The sequence below is a fragment of the Paenibacillus sp. Y660 genome, from assembly GCF_057221575.1.
Genome location: NZ_JBXBBJ010000004.1, coordinates 52283 through 76073, shown reverse-complemented (window position 1 = coordinate 76073; position 23791 = coordinate 52283). Strand labels below are relative to the sequence as shown.

The window sequence follows — 23791 nt, the reverse complement described above, 5'->3', positions numbered from 1 at the left end:
ATTGTTTGTGCTATCCGGCATCTACAAGATGTACTGGTCTCCAACGGTCGATATATGAGATAGCTTCGTCATATAGGGCAGCAGGAGTATCTAGGTATGAAGTAACTCCAAAAGCTTGCCAATAATCATGCCATAAACGAGAAATGGTTTTGCGATATTCAGGATGCTCCTTGCCTAAAAGTTTTGTGACATGAGAAACGACACGTCTACGAATGTTAAGGGCGCTGCGCGATCCTACCGGTGCATGACGCTCCAACTTTAGAATACGATCTTCATGGTCATGCATCTTCCCCACAAGATTCTCACTGGCTCTCAAAAGAATTTCAAAACGATCCGGTTGTTTGTTTAACATGGTTATTAGCTCCCTTTTTTTAATTTACTGCACGTATGGCAGTTAGTTGTTCCCATTCAGAGAATTGTTTCTTTACGATGGCCTCATATTGTGTGAGGAATTTCATTACAATTTCGTATGCTTCTCGGTCGCCTTGAATATCTGAAAAGTTGAAAATTGCACTATCATGGTTCATTGTTAATGAGCGAATGTGTTCAGACAAATACTTTTGAAGATTCTTCTTTGAAAATTCAGTTCTTTGCTGTTGAGATATCTTTTCCTCATACTGACTTCTAATTTCCGTATTAGCCCTCTTTAGTTGTATGACTTCGCTGTTTAACTGTTGGGTAATCTCTGATTGTTTCTTTAAATCGTTATAGTCAGAAGGCATGACTTCGACTACCTTTGTCTCAACTCTTACAGGCTGATTCTTTGCTTGTTCCCACAACTTTTCTGCATGCAATGCTTTGTTTTTTTCTGTGACGGCTGCAGCTTCTGCTTGTGCTGCGCGACGTTCGGCATCTTGAAGTTTTTTTTCAACTTCCTCTTTTTCTTTCTTATATTGTTCAATCTCTTTACTGTTCATGTCGACAGGCCGCTTTATTTCTCCTGTTGGAAGCTGCTTTAATTCTTGTAATTCTTCATCTTCAAATGCAGTCAAAGCATACACTTCATTAATGGTTTTCCCTTCTATTAAATTTCCACTCGAGTGGAATCTTTTAGATATTGCAACGAGTTTATAAGCTTGTGATTTTTTATATCCAAACTCCGTTTCTACCCAATTCATCCATAGCTCAGATCTAGGAAATTCTTTCTTTGCTTCCTCTAATCGTTTACCAACTTCTATCGAAACTTTTACCCCTTGTTCATTAAAAAAGTGAATCTCACTTGTTAACTTTGCAAGAGTAGAATTATCGAGATAATCCATTGGGGTCCGCCTTTCTCATAAAAGTGAGTATCATATCTGTTGAAAAACCAAGATGATTAGCTGAAAATTCAGCAATTTGTTTGTTGGTTGCAGCAGATCCCAAATATTTTCTTCCAATTCTCCATATCTCAGATCCTAAAAGCTTTGCATCCTGTTCGATTTCATCAGTTAATTGTTTGAGTTCAACATCATTCATTTACCTTTCCTCCTTGTATTACTGCTTAACGCAGTATAAAATAGCCATAATGGATTTAAACTGCTTCTAATGTTTCCTTTTCGAGTAGTTCTTCAATTGAATTTAATTTGAATATTTTCACAAGCTTCAGAGCAACATCAACTGTTAACCGGCGTTGGCCTCGTTCGATTTTAGAATAATTGACAATCGACATGCCTAAGTCTTCTGCTACATCAGATTGATTCAAAAAATTAGATCGTCTATGTTTTTCGATACTTGTTTTTGGATATGACATATTAACACCCCCTTTTGTATCCGTTTCGTTTCTTACAACTTAAATATATAGCCATTTTGTTTACTTGTCAATAAGTGGAGGTAATTATTTTGGAACTTTTTTCTGCACGTTTAAAATGGCTCCGGGAAAAAAAGGGCCTTTCTCAAAGAGAAGTCGCGAACACAATCGGCATGTCAGCACCCGGATACGGTAAAATAGAAAACGGTCAGCGTGAGCCAAACCTAGAAACATTAGTTAAATTATCAAAACTTTTTAAAGAGAGATCTGATTTTTTATTAGGAATTGCAGAATTGGACTTTGAAGGATTCCGTTTGTTTCATACCTATGTAGGTTATCAAGATTATCACGAGGCATTTCATCCATCTGCCACTACTCCTTTTGCATTACAAAAAAGGAAAGAAATAAGAGAACTTCATCATGATAATTATTTGAGGTTCTACCATTACGCAAAAGAAATTCCTTTTATTCAAGAAGACACACTCAAAAAAATTGAAATAAAGGAATACACTGTAGAAGAAATTGATGGAATAATTGAGAATTAAGATGCAGCCCCTCTCTAGGGGCTTCTTTATTAGGAGGAACATCATGAGGATTGCAATATATTTGAGGGTATCTACGGATATGCAAGTTGAAGACGGTTATTCACTCCGGGCACAGCGTGCTACGTTAATCGAATACTGCAAGGTCAATGAGTACTCCATTTCTGATATTTATATGGATGAGGGTATATCTGCAAAAGATATGAATAGACCTCAACTACAACGATTGCTTGAAGACGCTACAAAGGGCTTGTTTGACGCTGTGCTAGTTCACAAGTTCGATAGGCTCACTCGCTCGGTAAAGGACTTATACGAGCTGCTAGGCTATCTGAAGCTCCATAGTGTCTCTTTTATAAGCAAGCAGGAAAAATTCGATACCAGCACCGCTATGGGCATGGCTATGCTCGGCATGCTAGGCGTATTTGCGCAGTTTGAACGTGAGCTGATCGGGGAACGCGTTCGCTTTGGTATGGAGCAGAAGGTTAAGGAAGGTAAGCGGCCTAATGGTGCTTTTCCGTACGGATACGATAAAGAGGGTAATATTATTCCTGAAGAGGCAGAAATAATTCGCCTTGTGCGCCACATGTACATGAAAGAAAACATGGGATTCAAATCAATTGCAATGAAATTGATTGACCAAGGAATAACGCGCAGAGGATCTACCTGGCGCGCTTCAACCGTATCCATGACACTCGCAAATACATTCTATGCCGGGATCATTCAGTTCGGTAACAAAATGGAGAATGGTAAATATGCAGGACATAAGAAAGAAATGCGCAAGGGTGTTATTCATGAAAAAGGAATATATGATGCCATCTTTACGGAAGAGGAATTTTACGAGCATCTAAGATATATGCGTAGTAGATCTGATTCCGGCTACTCTCGAAAACTGGACTACTATTTCACCGGACTTCTTCGCTGCGGTCGTTGTGGGTCAAGTATGTTCGGAAGGCTAGCTAATAGTCGACAGGACCGCAATGGGAATATCACAAGAACGCCTTATTATATCTGCAGCACTCGTAAAGAGAACAGCACATGTAAAATGCCTACTTTTCAACAGAAGCATGTTGAACATTTGGTCATGGAATACATCTCAGGCGTTAACGTTGATAAGGTTCTTACTTCTGCGGAGAAGAAAAAAGCCGATAATCAGAATGCCGCACGCGCGAAGATGGTTCAGAAACTTAAACGCGACCTTGAAGTTGTCCGGTCCCGCGTAAAGAAGTGGCAGTTCATGTTCATTGAGGAATTAGTTACAGCTGACGATTTACGAAGTCGTTTAAATGTGGAGTACGAAACAGAAGCAACAATATTAAAAACATTGGAGGAACAGCAGGATCGCGTTGTAGAAAATGAGGAGATCAAAATCAAGCTAGAAACATTCGGACAAGCGTGGGAAGATGCTGATGCGATGGAGAAGAAAGAACTTCTAAATGAGTTGTTTGATGAGATTCGTTTATTCAGTGACATGGATAATCCGAGGGGATACAGGTATGGGCGTTACTTCCCGGCGACGGTTGAATTGAAATATCGCTGACTAGCATTTTGTACTATATACACTTCCGGAATGGCCAGTATTGAGGGCTTGCAGCATATCAAGCGCTTCTCCGCCGCGCACCTCGCCAACAATGATTCGGTTAGGACGCATCCTGAGCGAAGCGCGAATGAGATCACGAATCGTTATTTCACCTTTACCCTCTGTATTAGCATTCCGTGTCTCCATCGAGACTAAATTCGGAACGGTACGAATTTGAAGCTCCGCGGAGTCTTCGATGGTCACGATTCGCTCGTCTGCTCCGATAAACTGAGACAATGCATTTAGAAAGGTTGTCTTGCCTGTTCCCGTACCTCCGCTTATGAAGATGTTGTATTGCGCCGCAATCATCACTTTTAAAAATGATGCAGCCTCAGCGGATATGGACCCTAGTGAAACGAGCTGTTCCATCGTAAGCGGCTGCTCAGGAAACTTTCGAATTGTCATGCATGGCCCCTTCAGCGCAACTGGGGGAAGCACGACATGCACCCTTGAACCATCCTTCAAACGAGCGTCAACGATGGGAGAAGACTCATTAACGACACGATTCACGCTGGCGACGACCGTCTGAATTAAGTCCTCCAGCCGCTCTCGACTCTCGAAAGAAACTGGCAGCAGCGTCATTTGCCCCCTGCGTTCAACAAAAATTTCAGCATGATGGTTGATCATGATTTCGCTGATCGATGGGTCCTCCATCAGGGGCTGCAAAATATCAAGCCCTCTGAACGAATGGAAAAGTCTGCGTACCAGCTGCACCTTTCCCGATGCTGTAAGCGGATGACGCTCGCACCACTCGAATACGATTTCTTCCGCTATTCTCATCAGACTGTCGTCAGACAGCGCTCCGCTGAAATCGATTTTCGCCCGCACTTTGTCGCGCAGCGCAAGCACAGTCTCTTCGCTCAGCATCAGCCCTCTACTCCTTCCGGGCTAAGCTGCATGAATAGCTTATCTACCGCTGCCCGGTATAGCGGAGATGAGAGCAGCGCCACACTGCCAGCACCTCTCCACTGCGGAATTTCTGGAAGCTGGGCATGAGCATGGGCCAAACCATTTATTGTTCTGCTTGAGTGAATCTCAGCCTGTGCTGCATGATTTTTTACGGTAAGGAATTTAGAGGACATTCGGTTGAATCTATTGCCCCACCTCTGTTCCCCATAACGAAGGGCCATTGCATGTTTATTCCGCACCGATGCTTCGTCATTCAACACCCAAAGCACCTGATTCGACCTTTCGAAAACGACGGCATGCAGCTCATCCAAACCGCTCTCCAAATCGATAACGATAAGATCGTATTGCCCGCTTCGGACGATAACGTCTACTAAGCCTAAAGCATCATCCTCACTAAGCGTCATACGATCCTCCATATTCGTACAAGCCGCCAAATAATCTGCCTGCAGCAGCGAGTCACGCTTCCGATGCTCCATAAGCCAATTCACTGCTTGATCCGGCTGAGCTTTAAGACCATACAAGAACTCCGATAAGCCTTCGTTTTGCACGTCCACTTCATTAATCCCATTGCCATTACGCCGTGATCCAAGCCAATTTACCGATGTATTCCACCTCTCAAGGTTCAGATAAAATGTTCGGCAGCGGTGCGTACTTGCAGCATGTGCCAAGTGAAGAGCCAAAGCGGTCTTCCCTGTGCCGCCTGCCGCCGAGTAAACCGAAATAACTCTCGCACCTGCAGCAGCTTCAGTGGTTCCTCCCGTATGGATAGGAAGAACGGCGGTGCGGGCATGTATCTCGACTAAGCGCTGCAATAGCAGCGGCAGCGGCTGATATTGATGCAGCTCATTCTCGCCGTTGCTCTCTCTCAGCTTCAATACGAGCGCGGCAACAGGTATGTTCGGCAGTTCTGACTCCAGCTCGGCAATCAACTCGGGCTGTGCGGCCAACAAGTCAATATTGTAGCCCTGCTTCATATAGCGCCTGCATGCATCCGCACTTGTGAACCCGGTAATCTGCCATTGCTCGCCGAGCTTGCTGTCGCGGATGTAATCAGCCAAGCGCTTCAAGTATTCTTGTTCCCTCACTGCCACTGCCAGCTGATATTTGCTCAACATCTTCCCCCCTTTTCCGTCAAGAAAACACAAAAAAAGCACCATAGAAGGCGCAGATAGCTGCGGCCTTTTACGGTGCTTCCGTGTTAGATCATTAACTTTGTATAAAATTTACCATATTCCGATTCCATCCGTCAACCTAACAATTTACTTCTGCTTGCCCCAGTCGCTTAAAAACTTTTCAATACCGATATCGGTAAGCGGGTGCTTCCAAAGCGATGGCAGAAGCGAGCCTGGAATGGTCGCAATATGCGCCCCAGCGATAGCGGCTTGCTCTAGATGCCCAATATGGCGGATGCTTGCGACAATGATTTCGGTTGAATATCCATAGTTGCGAATAATGGCATTCAGATCACGAACCAGCTTCAAGCCTTCTACGCCGATATCGTCCAATCGTCCAACGAAGGGACTAATAAAGGCTGCGCCAGCTTTTGCCGCCATCAGCCCCTGCGCTGCGGAGAACACAAGCGTTACGTTCGTTTGAATGCCTTTCTCCGAAAGTGCATGCGCCGCGTACAGCCCATTCTCCGTCAAGGGCAGCTTTATGACGACGTTTGGAGCCCATTCTGCAATTTCAAAAGCTTCCTTGAGCATATCATCGGCACTCGTGCCAATAACCTCAGCGCTGACAGGACCGGGTACGATGCTGCAAATTTCTTGGATGACTTGTTTAAAATCGCGTCCCTCCTTCGCAATAAGCGAAGGGTTAGTCGTAACACCATCAACGAGTCCAAGCTTGGCAATCCGTCTAATTTCATCTACGTTTGCTGTATCCAAGAAAAATTTCATAACCGGTCATCTCCCTTAGACTATTCGAAAAATAGTTTAATTTCCCGCTCAGCGCTCTCGGGCGAGTCCGACCCGTGGATAATATTGCTTGCTACATCGATTGCAAAATCTCCGCGAATCGTCCCCATAAGCGCATCTGACGGATTCGTTGCGCCAATTATCGCTCGCGCGTTTTTGACAGCGTCCTTGCCTTCCCAGATCATAGCGAATATAGGTCCCGAAACAATGAAATCGACCAACTCGTCAAAAAATACCTTTGAGCGCAAATGCTCATAATGATGCTCGGCATGCTCTCTTGATAATTTCATGACTTTCGCATCTACAAGTGTAAAGCCCTTTTCTTCGAATCGACTGACAACACGACCAACCAAACCTCGAGCATATCCATCCGGCTTCACCATTACAAACGTTCTGTCCATTAAGATTCCCCCTTGTCTCTATCGGTATTGCCAATTATTTGTTAAGCCATTCAGTTATTATTCCGGCTGTTTCCTCAATTGCGCGATTTGTGACATCGATAACGGGACAATTTAATGATTTCATGACTTCTTCCGCATATTGAAGCTCTTCTTGAATTCGCTCTCTCGTCGCATATTGTGCTGATGCAGGAAGCCCCAGCGTCTTCAGCCGTTCAGAACGAATTCCAAGCAGATGCTCAGCCTGCATCGTAAGTCCAATGATCAGCCGTCCAGGAGCAGGCTTTAGTTCCTCGGGCGGATTAACCTCCGGCATAAGCGGCAGGTTGGCTGTCTTAATGCCTTTATGTGACAAAAATATGCTGAGCGGCGTCTTCGACGTCCGCGATACGCCAATTAGAACAACCTGCGCCTGCACAATGCCTCTCGCGTCCTTGCCATCGTCGTATTTGACCGCAAACTCAATGGCATCCATTCGGCGATGATAGGCATCGTCAATGGAATGCAGCAGCCCCGGCTCCCGCTTCGGAAAGCTGCCGAACGTATCCACATAAGCCTGCATCATCGGCCCCATCACATCCACTGCTCGAACGCCGACTTTAAGTGCCTCTTCCTTCATAAGCTCTCGAAGCTCCGGCTGTACGAGCGTGTAGCTGATGAAACCTCCTGTGCCGAGCGCTTCGGCAATGATGCGCAATATCTCATCCTCGGACTTGATATGCCCGTAGCGCTTAATTTTTACATGCTCCGATGCAAATTGACGCAAGGTTGCCTTAGCAACCGCTTCCGCCGTTTCGCCGACAGCATCGGAGCATACATAAATGATTTGCTGTTTCATAAATCTGGCTCCCCCAATTCCCCATCCATCCCGATGTCCGCCATCAGACGTATAATGTTCGACTTCGATACCCAGCCGGTTACTTCCGGATCTGCCGCTTGCTCCTCGCGAGGAACAATGACTGGCAGACAATCCACCTGATGGAGCGACATTTTGCGTATCGCCTCCATAACGGATTCATCGGGCATTAGCGTTACAATATTCGGATAGCGGGTCATTACCATGCTGACGGGAATGGATGCAGCTCCAGCGTTGCCAAGCGTTATTTTGAGCAAATCCTTAGGCGTTACGATTCCAACAAACCGCTTCTGTTCATTCACGACTAGCAGGGTATCTGCATTCTCGGTGAACAACGTAATGACGGCATCATGCACAGACAAAGAATCAGGCACATTGACAGGAACCCCTTGTACCTCTCTTACTTTCATACTGTTGAATTTCTGTAAAGGCTCGCTGCTTGAACGATAGGTATTGCCGAGAAAATAACCGACCTTTGGCTTCGCATCAAGCAAACCAAGCATGACGAGGAGCGATAAATCCGAGCGCAGCGTCGGTCTGCTGACACCTAGATATTCCGCTAGCTGTTCACCGGTAATCGGTGCATGCCTCTTCACGAGCTCAAGAAGCTCCAATTGCCGTGATGATAACTGAATCGTACTCTCCTCCGATCTGTATATGAGTCATATTTAGATGATATAGTACCACTATTCGAAAAATAATATATCATATTAACGTATTACGCACAATAAATAGTAGCCTTACTCCGCGAATATAACTTTGTACAAAATCGATTTTTCAAAATAAAAGCTGCCTAACCGAAGTTTGATCTACGGTTCAGACAGCTCTTCTTATCCTGCTTATTCGTTAGTCAATGCGATGAACTGCTCCACATCATCCGAAGTCAAAGCAACGGCATCGCGCCAAAAATCGATTTCCGCCACATTTACGCCAAGATGCTCCTGAGCAAGCCGCTCGACGCTCATTCGCCCGGTGTCTCGCAGCAAGGCAACATATTGATTTTTGAACTCGGGGCCTTCCTTCAATGCTTTTGCATAGATGCCCGCACTGAACAAATAACCGAATGTATAAGGGAAGTTATAGAAAGGGACGTCCGTGAAGTAGAAATGCAGCTTGGATGCCCAAAAATGAGGATGAACCTCGCCGAGCAAATCGCAATAAGCTTCTCGCTGAGCTTCTTCCATCAACGTGTTAAGCTCCTCTACACTCACCAGGCCTTCCTTGCGGCGCGCATAGAACCTTGTTTCGAACAAGAATCGAGCATGAATATTCATAAAAAAAGCGACTGACCGCTGAATTTTGTCCTCAAGCAGCCCAAGCTTCTCATCGGGTTCAACCGCCGCATGAAACGCACGGTCGGATACGATTAGCTCTGCAAACGTAGATGCCGTCTCCGCGACGTTCATCGCATACTCCTGCGACAAGGCAGGCAAGTCGTTCATTACATGCTGGTGATAAGCATGACCAAGCTCATGCGCCAGCGTAGAGACGTTGGAGGCAGTGCCCGAAAAAGTCATGAAAATACGGGTTTGACCGCTCTTCGGAAACGACGTGCAGAAGCCGCCAGGGCGCTTGCCGGGGCGATCCTCCGCCTCGATCCAGCCCTCGCGGAACGCAAGCTCCGAGAAATCAGCCAGCTCTGGGCTAAACGAACGGAATTGCTCTACGATAAAAGCAGCCGCCTCGTCGTATGTAATCGTCTTCGCAGCGGAGCCGATCGGCGCCTCTACATCATGCCAGTCAAGCTTGTCGACGCCGAGCAGCTTTGCTTTGCGCTGTAGATAGGCAACAAGCACCTGCTTGCCCTCTTGAATCGCAGCCCACATCGCTTGCAGCGTTGCCTCGCTCATCCGATTTATTTGCAAAGGATCCTGCAGCACGGATTCCCAGCCGCGCTTCTCATACAGCTTCAAGCGAAAGCCGGAAATCCGATTTAGCGTCTCGGCGCATAAGTCAGCCTGCTCCGACCACTCGCGCTCCCATTCTGCAAATGCCGCTTGGCGAACGTTGCGGTCTCCGTCGGATAGTCGGTTATGCATTTGACCAGCGGATAAAATACGCTTCTCGCCGTCCTTGCCGATATCGGTAAATTTCGCTCGCGACACAATGACATTATAGTAGTCGCTCCATCCATGATAGCCGTCTACAGCCAAATCCTCGACTAATGCCTCAAGCTCCGGAGCCATCTTCTTCTTCGCCAGCTCACGTCGTTCGTTCAGGTTGAAAGCGACCTCGGCTAGCTGCTCATTCGCAAGCATCGAAGACCATTCGACGTCATCAAGCCCGCGCAGTTTGTTATCGAAGCGAGTCAGCACGCCTAGAAACTTCGCGGATAGCGTTTTCACATTATCGTTTCGTGCGCTAGCTGCTGTGTCTCGAATATTTTGAGCGAGCAAACAGGAAACGAATGACTCCGACTGACGGAGCCGGATTAGAACGCTTTGCAGCAGCTTCGTCATCGCCGCGATGTCTGAAACAGCCGTTTCCGCATCCGCCAAAAGCGCAGCATCCAGCTTCACAATATCCTCTTCGATTCCCTTTAGCTCCTGCAAGAAAGCAGCCGAGCTTGAGCCTCCCACATATAAAACGTCTAAATCCCAATTTTGCGGATATCCCTTAATCATTTGCTTTCACCCTTTCCTCCATAAAAAAAGCCAAGAAGCGGCCGCGTTTTTAATTGCGCAAACCTTCTCGGCGGTGTATAACTTAATTATATCCAGATTGGAGGAATTACACCATGTCTAAACCGTTGCAAATTTCGGCCGATACAGCGATCAAGCTTTCTGAGCAGCTTGGCGTGCCGATCGAGCATTTGATGCATATGCCGCGTCACATTCTGCTGCAGAAGCTGGCGGAGCTCGCTAAGAGCGATACGCCCGCAGCACCTGATAGCGATCCGAAATCATGATTCCGTTCGAAAAAGCATGGCCTTATGACATTCTTATGGGTGATCTCTATGTCTCAAGCTGTCCCTTCTGCCACGCGGAAAATGTGCTGCTCCCCGTAAAGCCAGCAGAGCTTCAGGACATTCAAGACGGCATGAAACGGTTGCTCGTCTTCCCATGCTGCCGCAATAAAGTGACCCTTGTTGACGCAGATCGGGATTACTTGCTGACGGACCGCGTCCTGCGCCAAAAAAACCGCTAAGCCGAACTAGAGATCGTTTGCTCAGAAAGAGCCATGCTATCGCTTAGAGATGTGTCGCCGGGTGCATTATTGCGTCCGGCTTCCAATTCCTCGCGGATAAACTGCCATTGCTCGCGGCTAGCGCGAATCATTGCGGCATCGACGATTTTCTTGTCATTCACAACACGAGAGAACCAACGCACAGCATCGTTCAATTCCCCAATTCGCCGATTCAATTCCCCGATCAAATACATCAGCTTTGCATTGTTAAGCTCAACACCCTCTGCCTCATAAACCCGTATGTAAGCCTGCAGGGCAAACCGAAGAAACCTTTTTTCATCGTTTTGATTCGCTTCATAGCGGTAAAGCCAAGCAATATGATGCAAGATCCCTGCTATGACACGGTCCTTCTCGCCTATTGCTTGCGCGGATAGAAGCGCTAGCTTGTAGCTGGCCATCGCCTTATTTGGACCGCGCTCCCCGCCATACTCCTGCTGTTGCCAGCGTCTGCCTATTTTTTCTTGATACTGCTTTATTTGTTGATCGTTTAACTGACTCACACCATTCTCAGTCGAAGCAAAGCCGCAATTCGGACAAACCCTAACGACGTAAAAATCAGGATTCACCTCAGGTTTATAATATCCGCAAAAATCAGTATCCGTCTTAATCGCTCTTTTGAAGCTCGGTCTGACTCGCGATGTCATAAACGTAAATTCACAGCAAATGCATACGATTTTTGATTGGTATAGTGGTTCCATAAACGATCACGTCTCCTCTTCAGATGTGTTCACAAAGTGATGTGCTGGTGCGGATAGTCTCTCAATAACGATTATTTGAAGCTCTTCATCGATTCCCACCTCTTGCAGTGCTCTGCGCATGCAGTCAAGCCATGCGTTTGCGCGCTCAGGCGTAATCGGGAAGGGCAAGTGTCTAGCTCGCATCATCGGATGCCCATACTCGTCGGAGTACAGCGATGGACCACCCAAGAACTGGGTCAAAAATAAATATTGCTTCTCTATAACGGGATCAATGTCTTGTGGGAACAATGGCCCAAGTAATGGATGTGCTTGTACCTTTGGATAGAAGGATTCAACAATTAGTCTTAAAGTCCCTGCCCCGCCTAACGCTTCATAAAGGCTTATATTCCTATTCATCGTCAAAACCATCTCCAATTTGTAGGTAATTAGTATTATATCATAAAAAAATAATTTGTAGGGAACAAAAAAAAGCCCGCATCGCATCCATGCGGACCTCGTCTTATAGAACTTGCTACCTATTAACCCTCATAGTCTTCTTCCCCAGGTGCTGTAAGAGATTCTCGAATGACATAGACGAAAGCACACACCAAGATGCCAGCGATTATACTCATACCCATCACTCCAACCATTCAAAGGTAATTCTATTGTACCATAAAAAAATAAGGAATCCAGCTTTTTGGAAGCGTTTCCTTTAGGTTTCCTAATTATTTTTAATTTTGGTCCAGTGATGGATGTCCCCATTAAGGCATATACGTGTAGGAGGGGTTTGTACAACATTATACAGTTTCTTCATATATGCCATTTCAATTATAGAAGGAGGCGGCCTTATTGCTGCGCTCATTCGTCCATCCGTTATCCATTACCGCCTTTGGCGCACTTCTTATCGTGCTTTTAATGACCGTCTTTCCTACGGAAACGCTGCATTCCTCCTTGCGCGGACTCTCCATTTGGTGGCAGGTGCTCTTCCCGGCATTGTTTCCTTTCTTCGTTATCTCAGAACTGCTGCTCGGAATCGGCATCGTGCACTTCTTCGGTAAACTGCTTGATCCGCTAATGAGACCTTTATTTCGGCTACCCGGTATAGGCGGCTTTGTAGTAACAATGGGCTATATTTCCGGCTACCCGGTAGGGGCAAGACTAACTGCACAGCTATGGGAGCAAAGGCTCGTCAATCGGGCGGAAGGCGAGCGGCTGGTCGCTTTTACTACAACATCTGATCCTATATTCCTAATCGGGGCGGTATCGATCGGCTTCTTCCAAAATGTAGCGTTAGCGCCTGTTCTTGCCGCAGCTCACTATGGCGGAGGATTGATTATCGGTCTCCTTATGCGCTACCATGACCGTCATGCCCCGCCGTCCTCAGCAGAGAAAAACATCGAAATCGTTGGAGGAGTCAGAAAACGCCAGCCTTCGCGAATAGCGGAGGCACTAAAAGCGATGCATGAGGCTCGCTTGCTTGACGGACGCGGACTCGGCCGGCTGCTTCAGGACTCCGTCCAATCGGCGCTTCGGCTTATGATTGTTGTTGGCGGCCTAGTCGTCTTTTTCTCCGTCGTAATGGAGATGCTGACGAATGTCGGAATCGTGGAAGCAATGGCTGAAGCGCTCCGTTATTTATTTCATGCAATCGGTCTGCCGAAGCCGCTGGCGGATGCAGGCATTTATGGCTTGTTCGAGGTGACGCTGGGGGCCCGCGCTGCCGGAACAGCAGGCACAGGTCTCATGCACCAAGCCGCGATTGCTGCATGGGTACTGTCATGGGGCGGCATATCGGTCCATGCTCAAATCGCCAGCTTGCTGAGCAGAACGGATTTGCGTTATCGCCCTTTGCTGCTTGCCAGGCTGCTTCATGGTTTTATTGCGATGGCGCTTGTATACTTGCTGTGGGGCTGGATGGGCCCCTAATTTGCCACAATCCTTTACGAAAACGCCGCGACTCATTGAATTTATAGGCATTTTCCTTTATCATCTTAAGTACTATGGAGATCGGAAGGAGATTTACCTTTGAAGTATGCGGTTATTGATCGAGGCGATGCTTTATCCAAATCGTTAGCGGAGAAATTTCATACCTTAGCTGCAGAACGCGGCTTCACTCGAAATGATGAAGCACCAGAAATCGTCATATCCATCGGGGGAGACGGAACGCTGCTGCAGGCCTTTCATAAATATGTCGATCAAATTACAAATGTTGCTTTTGTTGGCGTTCATACCGGCCATCTAGGCTTCTATGCCGATTGGCAGGCAGACGAGCTCGAGGAGCTAGTCGCTATGATGGCCGAGGAAACGCCAAGAATAGTGAGATACCCGCTCGCTGAGATTGAGCTTGAGACGCCGACAGAATCCCGTCATTACTTGTCTTTAAATGAATTTACGCTCAAAGGCGTCGACGGAACGCTCGTTGCGCAAATCAACATTAATGACGAGATGTTCGAAATGTTCCGCGGTGACGGAATCGTTATCTCTACCCCATCGGGAAGCACCGCATATAACAAAAGCTTGGGCGGCGCCATCGTCCATCCGTCCATTGAATCGCTGCAAATCGCGGAAATCGCATCGATTAACAATCGTGTTTACCGCACGCTTGGCTCTTCGGTGCTGCTGCCGCAGCATCATCATTGCGATATCATCTCCAAAAAAGTGCAGCGTCTCCAGCTTGCCATCGATCATATCAGCATCATGCGCAGCGATATTCGCTCGATCCGCTGCAGCGTATCCAGCCGGAAGGTCAGCTTCGCTCGTTATCGTCCCTTCCCTTTCTGGAATCGGGTCCGCGAGGCATTCCTCGGCTACGATGTGCGGTAACAAACTTGACCACTTAGCCTTTGTTGCCATAAAAAAAGACACGACAGCGCCAATTACAGGCGCTCCGTGTCTTTTTTGTTTGGTCTGTTCCCTTCGGCGGATGCGGCTGCGGTCTCGCCGGCTGCAAGCCGGAACGGTTTCTTCCCGCGGTTGTCGTTGCCTTTAAAGCCGCCCTTGCGCTGCTGTTGTTGTTCACGCTTCCCGCCGCCCTGCTGCTCACCGCCGTTTCGGCCTTCGCCAGCATTCAAGCTGTCGCTGCCGCCCTTGCTTTCGTTATTGCTGCGGTTGGAGCTTCTATGGCGATTTTCTCGGTTATGGGAGTGGTTCCGATTAGGTCTCTCATGCGATGGCGCTGTAATAGCTTCCTTCGCGCTTGCAACCTCATCATCATCATCTGCATCCACGCCCTCGGAAACCTCAAGTAAGCCAGCTGCTGCCGCAAGAAGATCCGCAGCTTCGATACGAGGCCGTTGATCATCAGCGTCCAAATCATAATCGTCTGGCTCACGCTTCGTGCTTTGCGTTTTTTCGAGAATAAAATAAGCGCAGCCAAAATTGCAATATTCGTTGATGTAATCCGGCATCCCGGAGAGATTGCTCTCCTTCGTTGCCTTCTGATGATTATCGCGGAAAAAACCCTTAAGCCTAAGCTGGCTATAGCCCCAGTCTCCAACGATAAAATCGTAACGCTCTAGCACTTCGCTGTATCGATCACGAAAAGCTTCAGGATTCCAGCCGTTTCGATTCTCTTGAACAATTTCGTAAGATTTTCCGCCGATATGAATTAATGCCATGTTCTCCACCTCATCTTGAGCGTCAGTTACATGCTGCTCGAGCAAGCACCGGAGGAAAGCTCCCGGTTCAATCCCGTTTCTACGGTTTCTGCAGCAATCGCTGCATGTGCCGAATCGGTCTGCTCATGCGCATGGTAAGAGCTGCGTACTAGCGGTGCGGATTCTACATGTCTGAATCCACGCTTCAGCCCTTCTTCTTTTAATTTTGCGAATTCATCTGGGTGGACATAACGTACGATCGGCAAATGATTTGGCGTCGGCTGCAAATATTGACCTAATGTCAAAATATTCACATCGTTGGCGCGAAGATCGTCCATCGTTTGCAAAATTTCATCCCATTCCTCGCCCACGCCAAGCATGATGCTCGATTTGGTTGGAATTTTTGGTTTCATTTCCTTGGCCCGCTTTAGAAGCTCCATCGTACGGCTGTACTTCGCTCTAGCGCGAACGCGATCGGAAAGTCTCTCCACCGTTTCTACGTTATGATTCAGTATGTCCGGATTAGCATCCATTACTATTTGCAGCGCATCTTTATTGCCTAGGAAATCGGGGATCAGCACCTCAACACGGCAAAACGGCATCCGTTTGCGAATAGCGTGCACCGTTGCGGCAAATATAGAAGCTCCGCCATCCTTAAGATCATCACGTGCTACCGAGGTAACAACGCAGTGCTGCAAGCCCATTTGCTCGGCAGCCTCCGCAACGCGTTCCGGTTCGTCCAAATCAAGCTCTGTCGGCATTCCCGTCTTAACCGCGCAGAACCGGCAAGCACGCGTACAAATGTCTCCCAAAATCATAAAGGTAGCCGTGCGATTAGCCCAGCACTCATAGATGTTTGGACAACGCGCTTCCTCGCAAACGGTATGTAACGTCTTGGAGCGCATCATATTTTTAATTTCGGCAAAGTTGCCGTCTGTCGCTAATTTTATACGCAGCCAATCTGGCTTTGGAAGTGTTTCTCGTTGTTTCATGGGGATTACCTGCTTTCACGTTCATTTATAAATCGTAAACTCATGGGGTTATTATAACATGTTTCAAATAAAAAAAAGCACTTTCTCAGGTATTCGTTTCGATGATCACTCAAACTGACCATTAAACGTCTAAATCACACAGAACGAATAAAAACCAATGATTTGCAAAACATAACGTTATATCCGTCATGCTTTTGGAAGGGTGAGACGTTTGAAACTGACTATTTCTATTGCCGCAGCCATTACCGCTGCTTCCCTGCTCATTGTCTTCCCTGGCGGTCAGGCAAATGCATTATCAACCCTTAAACCGCGGACCAAGGCGGAAAATGAGCAGCCGGCAGCAGCCGAACCCGATCCTCTTCCGGCTAGGAGAGGCTTGTATGAGAAATTAAGCTTGTTTACTGAAATTCCATGGAACTGGATTGCGGCAATTGATCAATACGAGCGGTCCATGTCGAAGGTTCGTCCCAAGGCTCGGCCGATGCTTGGCAGCACCGTAGGCGTATTTATTGACCAAGAACAGTGGGTCGGTCCGCTTAATCCGAATATAGAGGACAGCTCGCCTGCCTCCATTCGCTTCTTTAACGGTCTTGGGCGAGATGGCGACGGCAACGGACAAGCGGAGCGAACGAGCGACGTAGATCTGCTTTATTCACTCGTAAGCCGTGTTGCTGCTTATGGAGCCACAGAGGATGACTTTGCAATCGGACTTTGGGAATATTACCAAAATAATCGATCCGTTCAGCGCATTCAGCAATTTGCCCGCATTTATGCTGCGTTCGGTCGGCTCGACCTGTTCGAGCACGCTTTTCCCGTTCCGGTGGGCAGCAATTATGCCTATAACAGCACATGGGGAACCGGCCGAAGCTGGGGCGGCAGGCGAACGCATGAGGGTACCGATATTTTCGCTAGCCACGGGCTGCCTGTACGAAGCACCTGCTACGGCATTGTTGAAGTAAAGGGTTGGAATCCTTATGGAGGCTGGCGCATCGGCATTCGCGATCTGAACAACTTTTACCACTATTACGCACATCTATCCGGCTATGACAAAACGGTCAATATCGGCGATGTCGTCAAGCCCGGTCAGGTCGTAGGCTGGGTTGGCAGCTCCGGTTATGGCAAGCCGGGAACATCGGGTAAATTCCCGCCGCACCTGCACTATGGCGTATATAGCGACCGAGGACTCATCGAGTGGTCGTTTGACCCTTATCCCATGCTGCGCCGGTGGGAGCAGGCAGAGCGCAAACGAATTCGCGCTGGCAAATGAAGAAATAAACGATTTTACAATAAAACGACTTTATCGTCTTCTTGTTCAGAGGACAATAAAGTCGTTTTTATTTGCAGAAGCTATTCGGAGGAGGCATCACCAGCATTGCCTGACGCATTATTATGCGCATTTGAGGCGCTTGATTCCTCTGTCGACGCTTCTGTAGATGCCCCCGTATTTGCCCCTCCTTCAATAGAGGATTCGTCATTTCCGCTGCTTTGAGGACTCGTCGTGACGCCGCCGCTTCCAGAGCCTTGGCCTAGCGGTACGGAAATGTTTGGCGCTTGCGCAGCCGATTCGCCGACAGGCTTGCCGGTATTGTCGTAATAATACATCGGCACATCTCCGACTACGAGCAGATACGAAATCGGGATATCGGTTTCTACGAGCTCCGGCTCGGTATCAAAGGGAATAATAATCGTAACCTCCGCAATGATCCTTATATATACCTCCACTAAAATCATATTGATGCCGGCGTCCTTCTGACGCGTGCTAAGATCAACCTTCACGGCGCCAACCGGCTCGAATTTGACCGGCACTCTTGGTCCGTAAGAGGATATAATCGCACTGTTCAGCGCATGCCCGATCGGAATATGCTCAGGTATATCCTTCATATCGTTTAAGGTCTGTTGTACCGTGTTGATCGTCTGCGAGGTAATGCTCATATGCTCGGCATAATTCAGCATGAAGCCAGAAATTTTGCCGTTGCTGTTCATTTTCCAATCAATCAGCTTATCGGTTTCCGACCGGTTCGCAACCTGCTCCGTTATAGCTTTGTTAATCGCCTGCGTTGCGACCTGCTTAACTCGTATTTTGGCGATATTCATGAGCGGCGGACGCAAATTCCGTTCCATATATACGAAGGACTGTATCGAAAAAACCATCATGACAAGAAGTGTAATAATAACGATTGTACGACGTCTTATCCGGGGCCTAGGGGGATTTGTACCCCAATTGCTGCCTGAGCTGCTGCTCTTGCTTCGCACTCCGCTGCCAAATCTTAGCGCTGGGCGCCGAGTTCCCCATTTTCCTCCGCTGGAGCTTGATCGCATTCCCCATTTTGAAGAGGCTGTGCTTGCTCCTGAACCCCATTTTTTCGGCGTGGAACGCGTTGAGGCAGAGCTGCTGCGGCTTCCCCAGCTAACCGTTCTTACCTTTGAGGATGGGCGGCCTGACCAGAGCTGCATTCGGCTTCCGCCAAATGGCCTGAACCGCCAGCCTTTCCTCCCCCATTTCGCCAATCCGATCCCCTCCCGCATCATCATGCCCGCTTCTCTTACCCATACTTATGCCAAACTCGGCCAAAAAAGAAGACGACCATACCTCATCAGGTGATCGGGGGCATGCAGCTCATCCACAACGAAAGGGGATCTCGTGACTACAATATAATATAGGCATGGCCTTACGAACAAAGAGGCTTTGCAACTCAATTACACATGGGATAGACTAGAAGAAATCATTTTACCTATCGAGGAGTATACCTATGGCCATAAATCGACGTCTGAGCACCGATCAAGATTTTGAAGAGGTAATCGAGCTGCAGCAGCGCATTCGCGTTTTTCAGGACAATCAGCTCATCGATTCCAGCTCGCTGGTCATACGGTTTGACGATAGCACCATCGTGACCCAGTCAGGAGTTAGTGATATTGCCTATCATAATCGTAAGGAATGCGAGTTTTTTGTACTCCGAAAGCGATAAGCCACGTCCAAAAAAACGGTGTCGTCCTGCTCGCATTCGCGTGACAGGTTGACGCCGTTTTTGCATTCATTAATGGTGTTCAGCTGCAAAATCAGTACTCTGACTTTAGTCCCATCATGCCGCTCTCCACTAGCACCTGGTACTATAAGAAGTTGGTACTTTTGGTTACAGGAAAATGCAGTAAACTAAAGACATCAACAACAACTCGATTCGGGAGGCAATCTCAAATGGAAAAAATAGAAACGATGCATGTTCGCAAGTCCGCAAACTTTTATCGCCGCCGCAACACCCCAACCTATACGTTTATGGCATGGGCAGCCTTTCTCATCGCTTGCGGCTTCGAATTCGTCGGCATTTATACGCTCAAGCAGCCGATGTCCGTTCAAGGCTATTACGCCGTAACCGGCATTCTCTTAATCATCACTTCCTTTCTCCTCCAAAAGGTAGCGCGAGACAACGATGAGGATAAATTTCTTAAGGAATATAACCCGGGGTACAGAAACCGCAATACATCAGCCTTCACTTTCATGGCTTGGGCAGGCTTCATCCTCGCTATTCTTGCTCAATATATCGGGATTTACGTGCTTGAGGAGCCGCTGTACGTCAAAGGCTACTACGCAATTGCCGGCGCTTTCCTAATTGTCGCATGCCTTGTCTTGCAGAAGACCATCAGAGACAACGAGGAAGACGGCTTGCATACAAGCGCATCTGAGGATTTCGAAGGTTAAAAGGGTACGAAAAAAGCTGCTAATCAACAAATGTTGGTTAGCAGCAAGAAGGCTCGTTTATTTTAAGCAATAATGGACTTGATGTGAACGTTACGCTCTTGGCTTAAATCGAGGAAATAATCCGCCAGCTTAATTAAAGGCGTCTCGATATTATGCGGGTTGATGTAAACGACCTCACCCTCGCGTCCATCCGTCAGCAGCACTTGCTTCCCTACTAACCGCTTCATCATATTTTCAATAAACACCGAAATGATTTGCGGGTTTAATGCGCCAAATTTGCCGTCGCTCATCTGGCTAACGATTTCATGGAACGACAACGGCTCATGATAAGGCCGCTTCGAGGACATCGCATGAAAAATATCGGCAACCGCTACAATCGAGCTGAATAAATCTATATTTTCTTTCTTGATTCCAAGTGGATAGCCCATCCCATCCTCACGCTCATGATGCTGCAGCGCAACGCGTGCGATCCGCAGGCTTATGCCAGTCGTTCCCTTTAGAAGCTCGTAGCCCAAAATGGTATGCTTCTTGACTAGTTGAAATTCTACCTCGTTCAGCTTGCCCGGTTTATTCAATACCTCGAGCGGAAGCTTCACTTTGCCTACATCATGCAGCGTCGCCGCCAAGGACAAAATCATAAGCTCCGACTCCTCTAGATTCATCCATCGTCCTATGAGCGTCGATATGACCCCAACTCCCACATTATGCTCGTAAATATAATCATCCTTCGCCTTCAACGCTTCAAACAATTCAAAAATATTTTGGTTTTTGGAGAGCTGTACAATAGCAGGCAGAACCTGATTGCGAATCTCCATCAAAGGCACCTTGCGGGACAATAAGATCGACTCGAACAGCTCCTTCGATACACTAACCGTCTGCTGCACGAGCTCTCCGATTTGAATGCTCTTTTTTGGAGTAGAGAGCTTCTGCTCAGATGCCAGAACAATAGCATTTAAATCTATCCGATGGTTTATCATAATTTGTAGTGACTCGCGAGAAATAAAAGAATTGGCCGGTACAATCGTAACGCCATATGCGTTCAAGATATCATGCTGTATTCTCTTCCCGATCAATTGTTCCATCGTTCCACTCCCTCGGACTTGTCATTTCCAACATTTAGTTTACCATATCTGAATCAGGAAATGACCCAGTCGTTGAAAAATTGATAGAAATACTAGAAACATCCCTCTATCCCTCGGATATATTCATCCATGTTTCCAGCAGACGATCCGTTTGTTCTCTCCTGCTGCCGCCTCGTCTTAAAGTCATCATAATTGCCCAAATATTCGGCAATCGTCCCCTGTTTCAGCTCCCACACTCGCTTAGCTAGCCGATTAATAAAATAACGGTCATGCGAGATCGCCAGCACCGTTCCGGCAAATTGCTCCAAGGCTTCTTCCCTCTGCATCATCCCTCTTGATTCGACAATAATGACACGCCAAACACGTCAAGTTGTTCAATCGAATTGGGAATAAAGTCCAATTTTTAACAATCTCTTCTTATTCATGATTCAATGACCGGATTATCGAGTATGATTTGGAAAGAGGATTTGCCTGCTTTCACGGGGAAAGTTGGGTAAGGAGGGATTGATACGGATACGATAAGGCGGATCCGAAGCGTTGTCAGAGACTACGCGGAAGCTATTTACCAATTCGTACGAGAAATACCGAAGCGTTATCCGTGGCTCAAAACCGTCTATGCGATATGGTGCTGGCTGTCACTGCTTCTGTTCATCGCGGGCTTGTTCTTTTTTCGTGATTCGCGAACGATTCTGGTACAGTATCTATGGTCATTCTACGTGATGCTGCAGTTCTGGCTGTTATGCCGGAGTAAAACGTTTACTTGGAAGAAAACCGCCATGTTCATGCTGCTCGGTATCGTTCTCGTGATCCCGATTACGGCATGGACGATTATGTTTGCACACGGCTTGTTCGGCGGCAAGACGTCGGACACCTGGTCGGTCGCGGTGGTCACCCCCATCGTGGAGGAGGTATGGAAGCTGATCCCTCTCTGCCTGTATCTTTTCTTCTCGCGCCGGGCATCATCGATGAGCCTGGGCGACTATACGCTGGCAGGAGCGGCAGCGGGCGTCGGCTTCCAGCTCATGGAAGAGCTGAGCCGCAGGTGGCTCAACTCCGGGATTATTGGTCGGACGTACGGTTACAGTACGACGATGCTGGGAGGAGAGACGATCCACTGGGATTTCTGGACGCTATTTCCCGGTCGGTTCGAAGAAAGCTTTTTCCCAAGCCTCATGACGGTCAGCCATCCCGTCCACACAGCGATGGTCGCTCTCGGAGTCGGGATGGCCGTGCAGTTCCGCAAGCGGCTGACGAACGCGATCTATTCACTGCCTGCGCTGCTGCTCGCCTGGTCGATCCTTGACCATGCCGCTTATAACGGACAGTACTCTTTGCCGGACTGGGTCATGAAGATCCACGAATGGACCGGCAGCGGCTATCAAACGAAGGATGTTTTTCTGCTGATGCTAGTCCTGGGGTTAATTCTGGATTACATCGCGCTCAATCGGGTAAGGAATCAGCTCCCGATGATGACAGGCGAGCGGTTCATAGACCCGCTCACCGAGCTGCGGCATATGTCGGCGGCCTTCTTCCAGAGGAGGGAGAGATTCGCCAGTGTCATGGCCTGGACGAGAGAGCGCCAGGAAATGGGATTTTCTTTGCTATACGGCAATTCCGAGGCGGTTTCCGTCCAAGAAGATCTGCGCGGCCGGATGCAGCTACATTACCGGATGGCGGCAGGTCTCACCGCACTGCTGATCGGCGCGGGCCTGCTTGCGGGCTTCGCGGCCTATTGGCAGGCACCCGTGCAGCCTGATGACGCCGCTTGCTTCTCCTGCATGTTCGACTCGCTGCAAAATTGGTGGGACCGCCTCAGCTACTGGGAAAAGGGGGCTATCGTGCTTGGAGCGTTCGCCCTCTCCCTGCTGTTCGTTGGCTTCTGGCCGGCGCTCGGCATCGCGCTGACCGCGTCGAGCATCCCCGGCAGCGGCCATGAGCTCGCGAAAAATATCCGGGATCCGAAGCGGCTGCTCACGCCTGAGAATGCCGCCGCGGCTTTACTCGCACTCGCGCTCAGCCGTGTGCCGTTTGGCCATCTGGCCAAGAAAGGCGGTGAGCGGCTCAAGAACTGGCTGGAGAAGCTGCTCGGGCGCCGGGCCAAGCCTGAACCGGACGTCCCCCGCAAGCCGGACGGAGATCGGCCGGGAGAGAAACCTGATTCCGATAAGCAGGAGCAAGCCCCGCCGAAAGACTCGGATAATTACGTGCACTGGAGTAAGGCGAAGTACAAAGGCGTAGAACTGTACGACAGCCGCAACGGTGCGCTAGGAGAGTTCGACGGCATTGACGTTGAGAACGGTATTTTCTATGAAGCCAAGTCGGCCGAAGGCCTTAATCGCATTCATCCCAAAACCGGCAAGCCGCAGCAGACGCCGCAGCAGTTTACGGATAAACAGCTTTACCAGAAAACGCGGACACGGATCAACAACCTGATGGAGAAGGCTGTCGGTACAAGGACAACGCCGGATGGAACATCCGAACTTCCGACCTTGGAGGAAATCAAGGGAATCCGCAACTTCCAGTTCCAGCTTGATGGAGACTCGCCGGAGCTGCGGGCCGCGGCAGAGAACAGCCTGAACCGTCTGCGCCAGGAATTCCCGGATCACACATTTACGATAAGATTTGGAGTGAAGTAAAG

Annotated in this window: 27 protein-coding genes and 2 pseudogenes; 11 read left to right on the top strand and 18 right to left on the bottom strand. The window is 48.2% G+C overall.

Annotated elements, in window-relative coordinates; translation table 11 throughout:
- Positions 1-10: 10 nt before the first annotated feature.
- From AC2TDN_RS07115 to AC2TDN_RS07100, 4 genes are read right to left on the bottom strand one after another with little or no spacing between them, the layout of a single operon-like run.
- Entirely contained in the window at positions 11-352 is a 342-nt protein-coding gene (locus AC2TDN_RS07115; protein WP_484687432.1) for an ORF6C domain-containing protein, read from the bottom strand.
- Between the two features lie 19 nt (positions 353-371).
- On the bottom strand, positions 372-1259 hold the full coding sequence (locus AC2TDN_RS07110; protein WP_484687431.1) for a DUF3102 domain-containing protein: 888 nt from the start codon (positions 1257-1259) through the stop codon (positions 372-374).
- The gene (locus AC2TDN_RS07105; RefSeq protein WP_484687430.1) at positions 1243-1455 is read right to left on the bottom strand and encodes a hypothetical protein; all 213 of its coding nucleotides are present in this window, start codon (positions 1453-1455) and stop codon (positions 1243-1245) included. The genes AC2TDN_RS07110 and AC2TDN_RS07105 overlap by 17 nt, the downstream gene beginning before the upstream one ends.
- 55 nt (positions 1456-1510) lie before the next feature.
- Positions 1511-1729 carry a helix-turn-helix domain-containing protein gene (locus AC2TDN_RS07100; RefSeq protein WP_484687429.1) on the bottom strand — a complete coding sequence of 73 codons (219 nt, stop codon included), beginning with the start codon at positions 1727-1729 and terminating at the stop codon, positions 1511-1513.
- Between the two features lie 89 nt (positions 1730-1818).
- Between AC2TDN_RS07100 and AC2TDN_RS07095 the strand changes: the two genes are divergently transcribed.
- Together AC2TDN_RS07095 and AC2TDN_RS07090 are read left to right on the top strand one after the other, a co-directional pair.
- Complete coding sequence (locus tag AC2TDN_RS07095; protein ID WP_484687428.1) at positions 1819-2271, top strand: helix-turn-helix domain-containing protein; 453 nt, start codon at positions 1819-1821, stop codon at positions 2269-2271.
- Between the two features lies 1 nt (position 2272).
- Positions 2273-3805: a recombinase family protein gene (locus tag AC2TDN_RS07090; RefSeq protein WP_484687582.1), complete on the top strand. Its 1533-nt coding sequence runs from the start codon at positions 2273-2275 to the stop codon at positions 3803-3805.
- An 18-nt stretch (positions 3806-3823) separates the two neighbouring features.
- On the opposite strand, the pseudogene AC2TDN_RS07085 reads toward AC2TDN_RS07090, so the two are convergent.
- The 7 genes and pseudogenes from AC2TDN_RS07085 to AC2TDN_RS07055 all read right to left on the bottom strand — a co-directional run.
- Positions 3824-4711, bottom strand: a pseudogene (locus AC2TDN_RS07085) (TadA family conjugal transfer-associated ATPase); the annotation flags it as partial.
- Complete coding sequence (locus AC2TDN_RS07080) at positions 4711-5868, bottom strand: P-loop NTPase family protein (protein WP_484687427.1); 1158 nt, start codon at positions 5866-5868, stop codon at positions 4711-4713. The gene AC2TDN_RS07080 and the pseudogene AC2TDN_RS07085, both read right to left, overlap by 1 nt.
- Before the next feature lie 144 nt (positions 5869-6012).
- A complete protein-coding gene (fsa, locus tag AC2TDN_RS07075) occupies positions 6013-6654 on the bottom strand; it encodes a fructose-6-phosphate aldolase (RefSeq protein ID WP_484687426.1) in 642 nt (213 codons plus the stop codon).
- A 20-nt stretch (positions 6655-6674) separates the two neighbouring features.
- The gene (gene ndk, locus AC2TDN_RS07070; protein WP_482067333.1) at positions 6675-7073 is read right to left on the bottom strand and encodes a nucleoside-diphosphate kinase; all 399 of its coding nucleotides are present in this window, start codon (positions 7071-7073) and stop codon (positions 6675-6677) included.
- 34 nt (positions 7074-7107) lie between these two features.
- A complete protein-coding gene (locus tag AC2TDN_RS07065) occupies positions 7108-7908 on the bottom strand; it encodes a pyruvate, water dikinase regulatory protein (RefSeq protein WP_482067334.1) in 801 nt (266 codons plus the stop codon).
- The gene (locus AC2TDN_RS07060) at positions 7905-8540 is read right to left on the bottom strand and encodes a CBS domain-containing protein (RefSeq protein ID WP_482067335.1); all 636 of its coding nucleotides are present in this window, start codon (positions 8538-8540) and stop codon (positions 7905-7907) included. Before AC2TDN_RS07060 ends, AC2TDN_RS07065 begins: the two co-directional genes overlap by 4 nt.
- 225 nt (positions 8541-8765) lie before the next feature.
- The gene (locus AC2TDN_RS07055; protein ID WP_484687425.1) at positions 8766-10550 is read right to left on the bottom strand and encodes a M3 family oligoendopeptidase; all 1785 of its coding nucleotides are present in this window, start codon (positions 10548-10550) and stop codon (positions 8766-8768) included.
- Positions 10551-10663: 113 nt separating this feature from the next.
- Between AC2TDN_RS07055 and AC2TDN_RS07050 the strand changes: the two genes are divergently transcribed.
- Positions 10664-10834: a YycC family protein gene (locus AC2TDN_RS07050; RefSeq protein ID WP_484687424.1), complete on the top strand. Its 171-nt coding sequence runs from the start codon at positions 10664-10666 to the stop codon at positions 10832-10834.
- Complete coding sequence (locus tag AC2TDN_RS07045) at positions 10831-11073, top strand: hypothetical protein (protein WP_482067338.1); 243 nt, start codon at positions 10831-10833, stop codon at positions 11071-11073. The genes AC2TDN_RS07050 and AC2TDN_RS07045 overlap by 4 nt, the downstream gene beginning before the upstream one ends.
- Here the strand turns inward: AC2TDN_RS07045 and AC2TDN_RS07040 are convergent.
- Both AC2TDN_RS07040 and AC2TDN_RS07035 read right to left on the bottom strand, forming a co-directional pair.
- Positions 11070-11810, bottom strand: coding sequence for a DUF2225 domain-containing protein (locus tag AC2TDN_RS07040; protein WP_482067339.1), 741 nt, complete (start codon positions 11808-11810; stop codon positions 11070-11072). The two genes, AC2TDN_RS07045 and AC2TDN_RS07040, sit on opposite strands and share 4 nt — an antisense overlap.
- A 6-nt stretch (positions 11811-11816) precedes the next feature.
- The gene (locus AC2TDN_RS07035) at positions 11817-12206 is read right to left on the bottom strand and encodes a globin domain-containing protein (protein ID WP_482067340.1); all 390 of its coding nucleotides are present in this window, start codon (positions 12204-12206) and stop codon (positions 11817-11819) included.
- Positions 12207-12641: 435 nt separating this feature from the next.
- Here AC2TDN_RS07035 and ylbJ point away from each other — a divergent pair, with 435 nt between their 5' ends.
- Complete coding sequence (gene ylbJ, locus AC2TDN_RS07030) at positions 12642-13715, top strand: sporulation integral membrane protein YlbJ (RefSeq protein ID WP_484687581.1); 1074 nt, start codon at positions 12642-12644, stop codon at positions 13713-13715.
- Between the two features lie 99 nt (positions 13716-13814).
- Complete coding sequence (locus tag AC2TDN_RS07025) at positions 13815-14612, top strand: NAD kinase (RefSeq protein WP_484687423.1); 798 nt, start codon at positions 13815-13817, stop codon at positions 14610-14612.
- A 53-nt stretch (positions 14613-14665) separates the two neighbouring features.
- On the opposite strand, the gene AC2TDN_RS07020 is transcribed toward AC2TDN_RS07025, so the two are convergent.
- Together AC2TDN_RS07020 and lipA are read right to left on the bottom strand one after the other, a co-directional pair.
- Entirely contained in the window at positions 14666-15406 is a 741-nt protein-coding gene (locus AC2TDN_RS07020; RefSeq protein ID WP_484687422.1) for a YutD family protein, read from the bottom strand.
- Positions 15407-15432: 26 nt separating this feature from the next.
- Complete coding sequence (gene lipA, locus AC2TDN_RS07015; RefSeq protein ID WP_484687421.1) at positions 15433-16377, bottom strand: lipoyl synthase; 945 nt, start codon at positions 16375-16377, stop codon at positions 15433-15435.
- Positions 16378-16588: 211 nt separating this feature from the next.
- Here lipA and AC2TDN_RS07010 point away from each other — a divergent pair, with 211 nt between their 5' ends.
- On the top strand, positions 16589-17644 hold the full coding sequence (locus AC2TDN_RS07010) for a M23 family metallopeptidase (RefSeq protein WP_482067344.1): 1056 nt from the start codon (positions 16589-16591) through the stop codon (positions 17642-17644).
- A gap of 80 nt (positions 17645-17724) precedes the next feature.
- On the opposite strand, the gene yunB is transcribed toward AC2TDN_RS07010, so the two are convergent.
- Positions 17725-18885: a sporulation protein YunB gene (yunB, locus tag AC2TDN_RS07005; RefSeq protein WP_484687420.1), complete on the bottom strand. Its 1161-nt coding sequence runs from the start codon at positions 18883-18885 to the stop codon at positions 17725-17727.
- A gap of 242 nt (positions 18886-19127) precedes the next feature.
- On the opposite strand from yunB, the gene AC2TDN_RS07000 reads away from it, so the two are divergent.
- The 3 genes and pseudogenes from AC2TDN_RS07000 (at position 19128) to AC2TDN_RS06990 (ending at position 20071) form a co-directional block, all read left to right on the top strand.
- Complete coding sequence (locus AC2TDN_RS07000; RefSeq protein WP_482067346.1) at positions 19128-19343, top strand: hypothetical protein; 216 nt, start codon at positions 19128-19130, stop codon at positions 19341-19343.
- A gap of 116 nt (positions 19344-19459) precedes the next feature.
- Positions 19460-19786: pseudogene (locus AC2TDN_RS06995) on the top strand (YiaA/YiaB family inner membrane protein); the annotation flags it as partial.
- Positions 19787-19870: 84 nt separating this feature from the next.
- Positions 19871-20071 (top strand): YiaA/YiaB family inner membrane protein, encoded by a 201-nt coding sequence (locus AC2TDN_RS06990; protein WP_482067405.1) that lies wholly within the window; start codon positions 19871-19873, stop codon positions 20069-20071.
- Positions 20072-20133: 62 nt separating this feature from the next.
- Here the strand turns inward: AC2TDN_RS06990 and AC2TDN_RS06985 are convergent, their stop codons facing one another.
- Together AC2TDN_RS06985 and AC2TDN_RS06980 are read right to left on the bottom strand one after the other, a co-directional pair.
- Positions 20134-21153, bottom strand: coding sequence for an HD-GYP domain-containing protein (locus AC2TDN_RS06985; protein WP_482067347.1), 1020 nt, complete (start codon positions 21151-21153; stop codon positions 20134-20136).
- Between the two features lie 92 nt (positions 21154-21245).
- A complete protein-coding gene (locus AC2TDN_RS06980; RefSeq protein WP_482067348.1) occupies positions 21246-21482 on the bottom strand; it encodes a hypothetical protein in 237 nt (78 codons plus the stop codon).
- A gap of 174 nt (positions 21483-21656) precedes the next feature.
- On the opposite strand from AC2TDN_RS06980, the gene AC2TDN_RS06975 reads away from it, so the two are divergent.
- Positions 21657-23789 carry a PrsW family intramembrane metalloprotease gene (locus tag AC2TDN_RS06975; protein WP_484687580.1) on the top strand — a complete coding sequence of 711 codons (2133 nt, stop codon included), beginning with the start codon at positions 21657-21659 and terminating at the stop codon, positions 23787-23789.
- Positions 23790-23791: the final 2 nt, after the last annotated feature.

Bases quoted from the DNA above. Each gene is read 5' to 3' on its own strand.
- AC2TDN_RS07115 (WP_484687432.1), bottom strand. From the start codon at position 352: ATGTTAAACAAACAACCGGATCGTTTTGAAATTCTTTTGAGAGCCAGT.
- AC2TDN_RS07110 (WP_484687431.1), bottom strand. From the start codon at position 1,259: ATGGATTATCTCGATAATTCTACTCTTGCAAAGTTAACAAGTGAGATT.
- AC2TDN_RS07105 (WP_484687430.1), bottom strand. From the start codon at position 1,455: ATGAATGATGTTGAACTCAAACAATTAACTGATGAAATCGAACAGGAT.
- AC2TDN_RS07100 (WP_484687429.1), bottom strand. From the start codon at position 1,729: ATGTCATATCCAAAAACAAGTATCGAAAAACATAGACGATCTAATTTT.
- AC2TDN_RS07090 (WP_484687582.1), top strand. From the start codon at position 2,273: ATGCAGCCCCTCTCTAGGGGCTTCTTTATTAGGAGGAACATCATGAGG.
- AC2TDN_RS07080 (WP_484687427.1), bottom strand. From the start codon at position 5,868: ATGTTGAGCAAATATCAGCTGGCAGTGGCAGTGAGGGAACAAGAATAC.
- fsa (WP_484687426.1), bottom strand. From the start codon at position 6,654: ATGAAATTTTTCTTGGATACAGCAAACGTAGATGAAATTAGACGGATT.
- ndk (WP_482067333.1), bottom strand. From the start codon at position 7,073: ATGGACAGAACGTTTGTAATGGTGAAGCCGGATGGATATGCTCGAGGT.
- AC2TDN_RS07065 (WP_482067334.1), bottom strand. From the start codon at position 7,908: ATGAAACAGCAAATCATTTATGTATGCTCCGATGCTGTCGGCGAAACG.
- AC2TDN_RS07055 (WP_484687425.1), bottom strand. From the start codon at position 10,550: ATGATTAAGGGATATCCGCAAAATTGGGATTTAGACGTTTTATATGTG.
- AC2TDN_RS07050 (WP_484687424.1), top strand. From the start codon at position 10,664: ATGTCTAAACCGTTGCAAATTTCGGCCGATACAGCGATCAAGCTTTCT.
- AC2TDN_RS07045 (WP_482067338.1), top strand. From the start codon at position 10,831: ATGATTCCGTTCGAAAAAGCATGGCCTTATGACATTCTTATGGGTGAT.
- AC2TDN_RS07040 (WP_482067339.1), bottom strand. From the start codon at position 11,810: ATGGAACCACTATACCAATCAAAAATCGTATGCATTTGCTGTGAATTT.
- AC2TDN_RS07035 (WP_482067340.1), bottom strand. From the start codon at position 12,206: ATGAATAGGAATATAAGCCTTTATGAAGCGTTAGGCGGGGCAGGGACT.
- AC2TDN_RS07020 (WP_484687422.1), bottom strand. From the start codon at position 15,406: ATGGCATTAATTCATATCGGCGGAAAATCTTACGAAATTGTTCAAGAG.
- lipA (WP_484687421.1), bottom strand. From the start codon at position 16,377: ATGAAACAACGAGAAACACTTCCAAAGCCAGATTGGCTGCGTATAAAA.
- AC2TDN_RS07000 (WP_482067346.1), top strand. From the start codon at position 19,128: ATGGCCATAAATCGACGTCTGAGCACCGATCAAGATTTTGAAGAGGTA.
- AC2TDN_RS06990 (WP_482067405.1), top strand. From the start codon at position 19,871: ATGGCTTGGGCAGGCTTCATCCTCGCTATTCTTGCTCAATATATCGGG.
- AC2TDN_RS06985 (WP_482067347.1), bottom strand. From the start codon at position 21,153: ATGGAACAATTGATCGGGAAGAGAATACAGCATGATATCTTGAACGCA.
- AC2TDN_RS06980 (WP_482067348.1), bottom strand. From the start codon at position 21,482: ATGATGCAGAGGGAAGAAGCCTTGGAGCAATTTGCCGGAACGGTGCTG.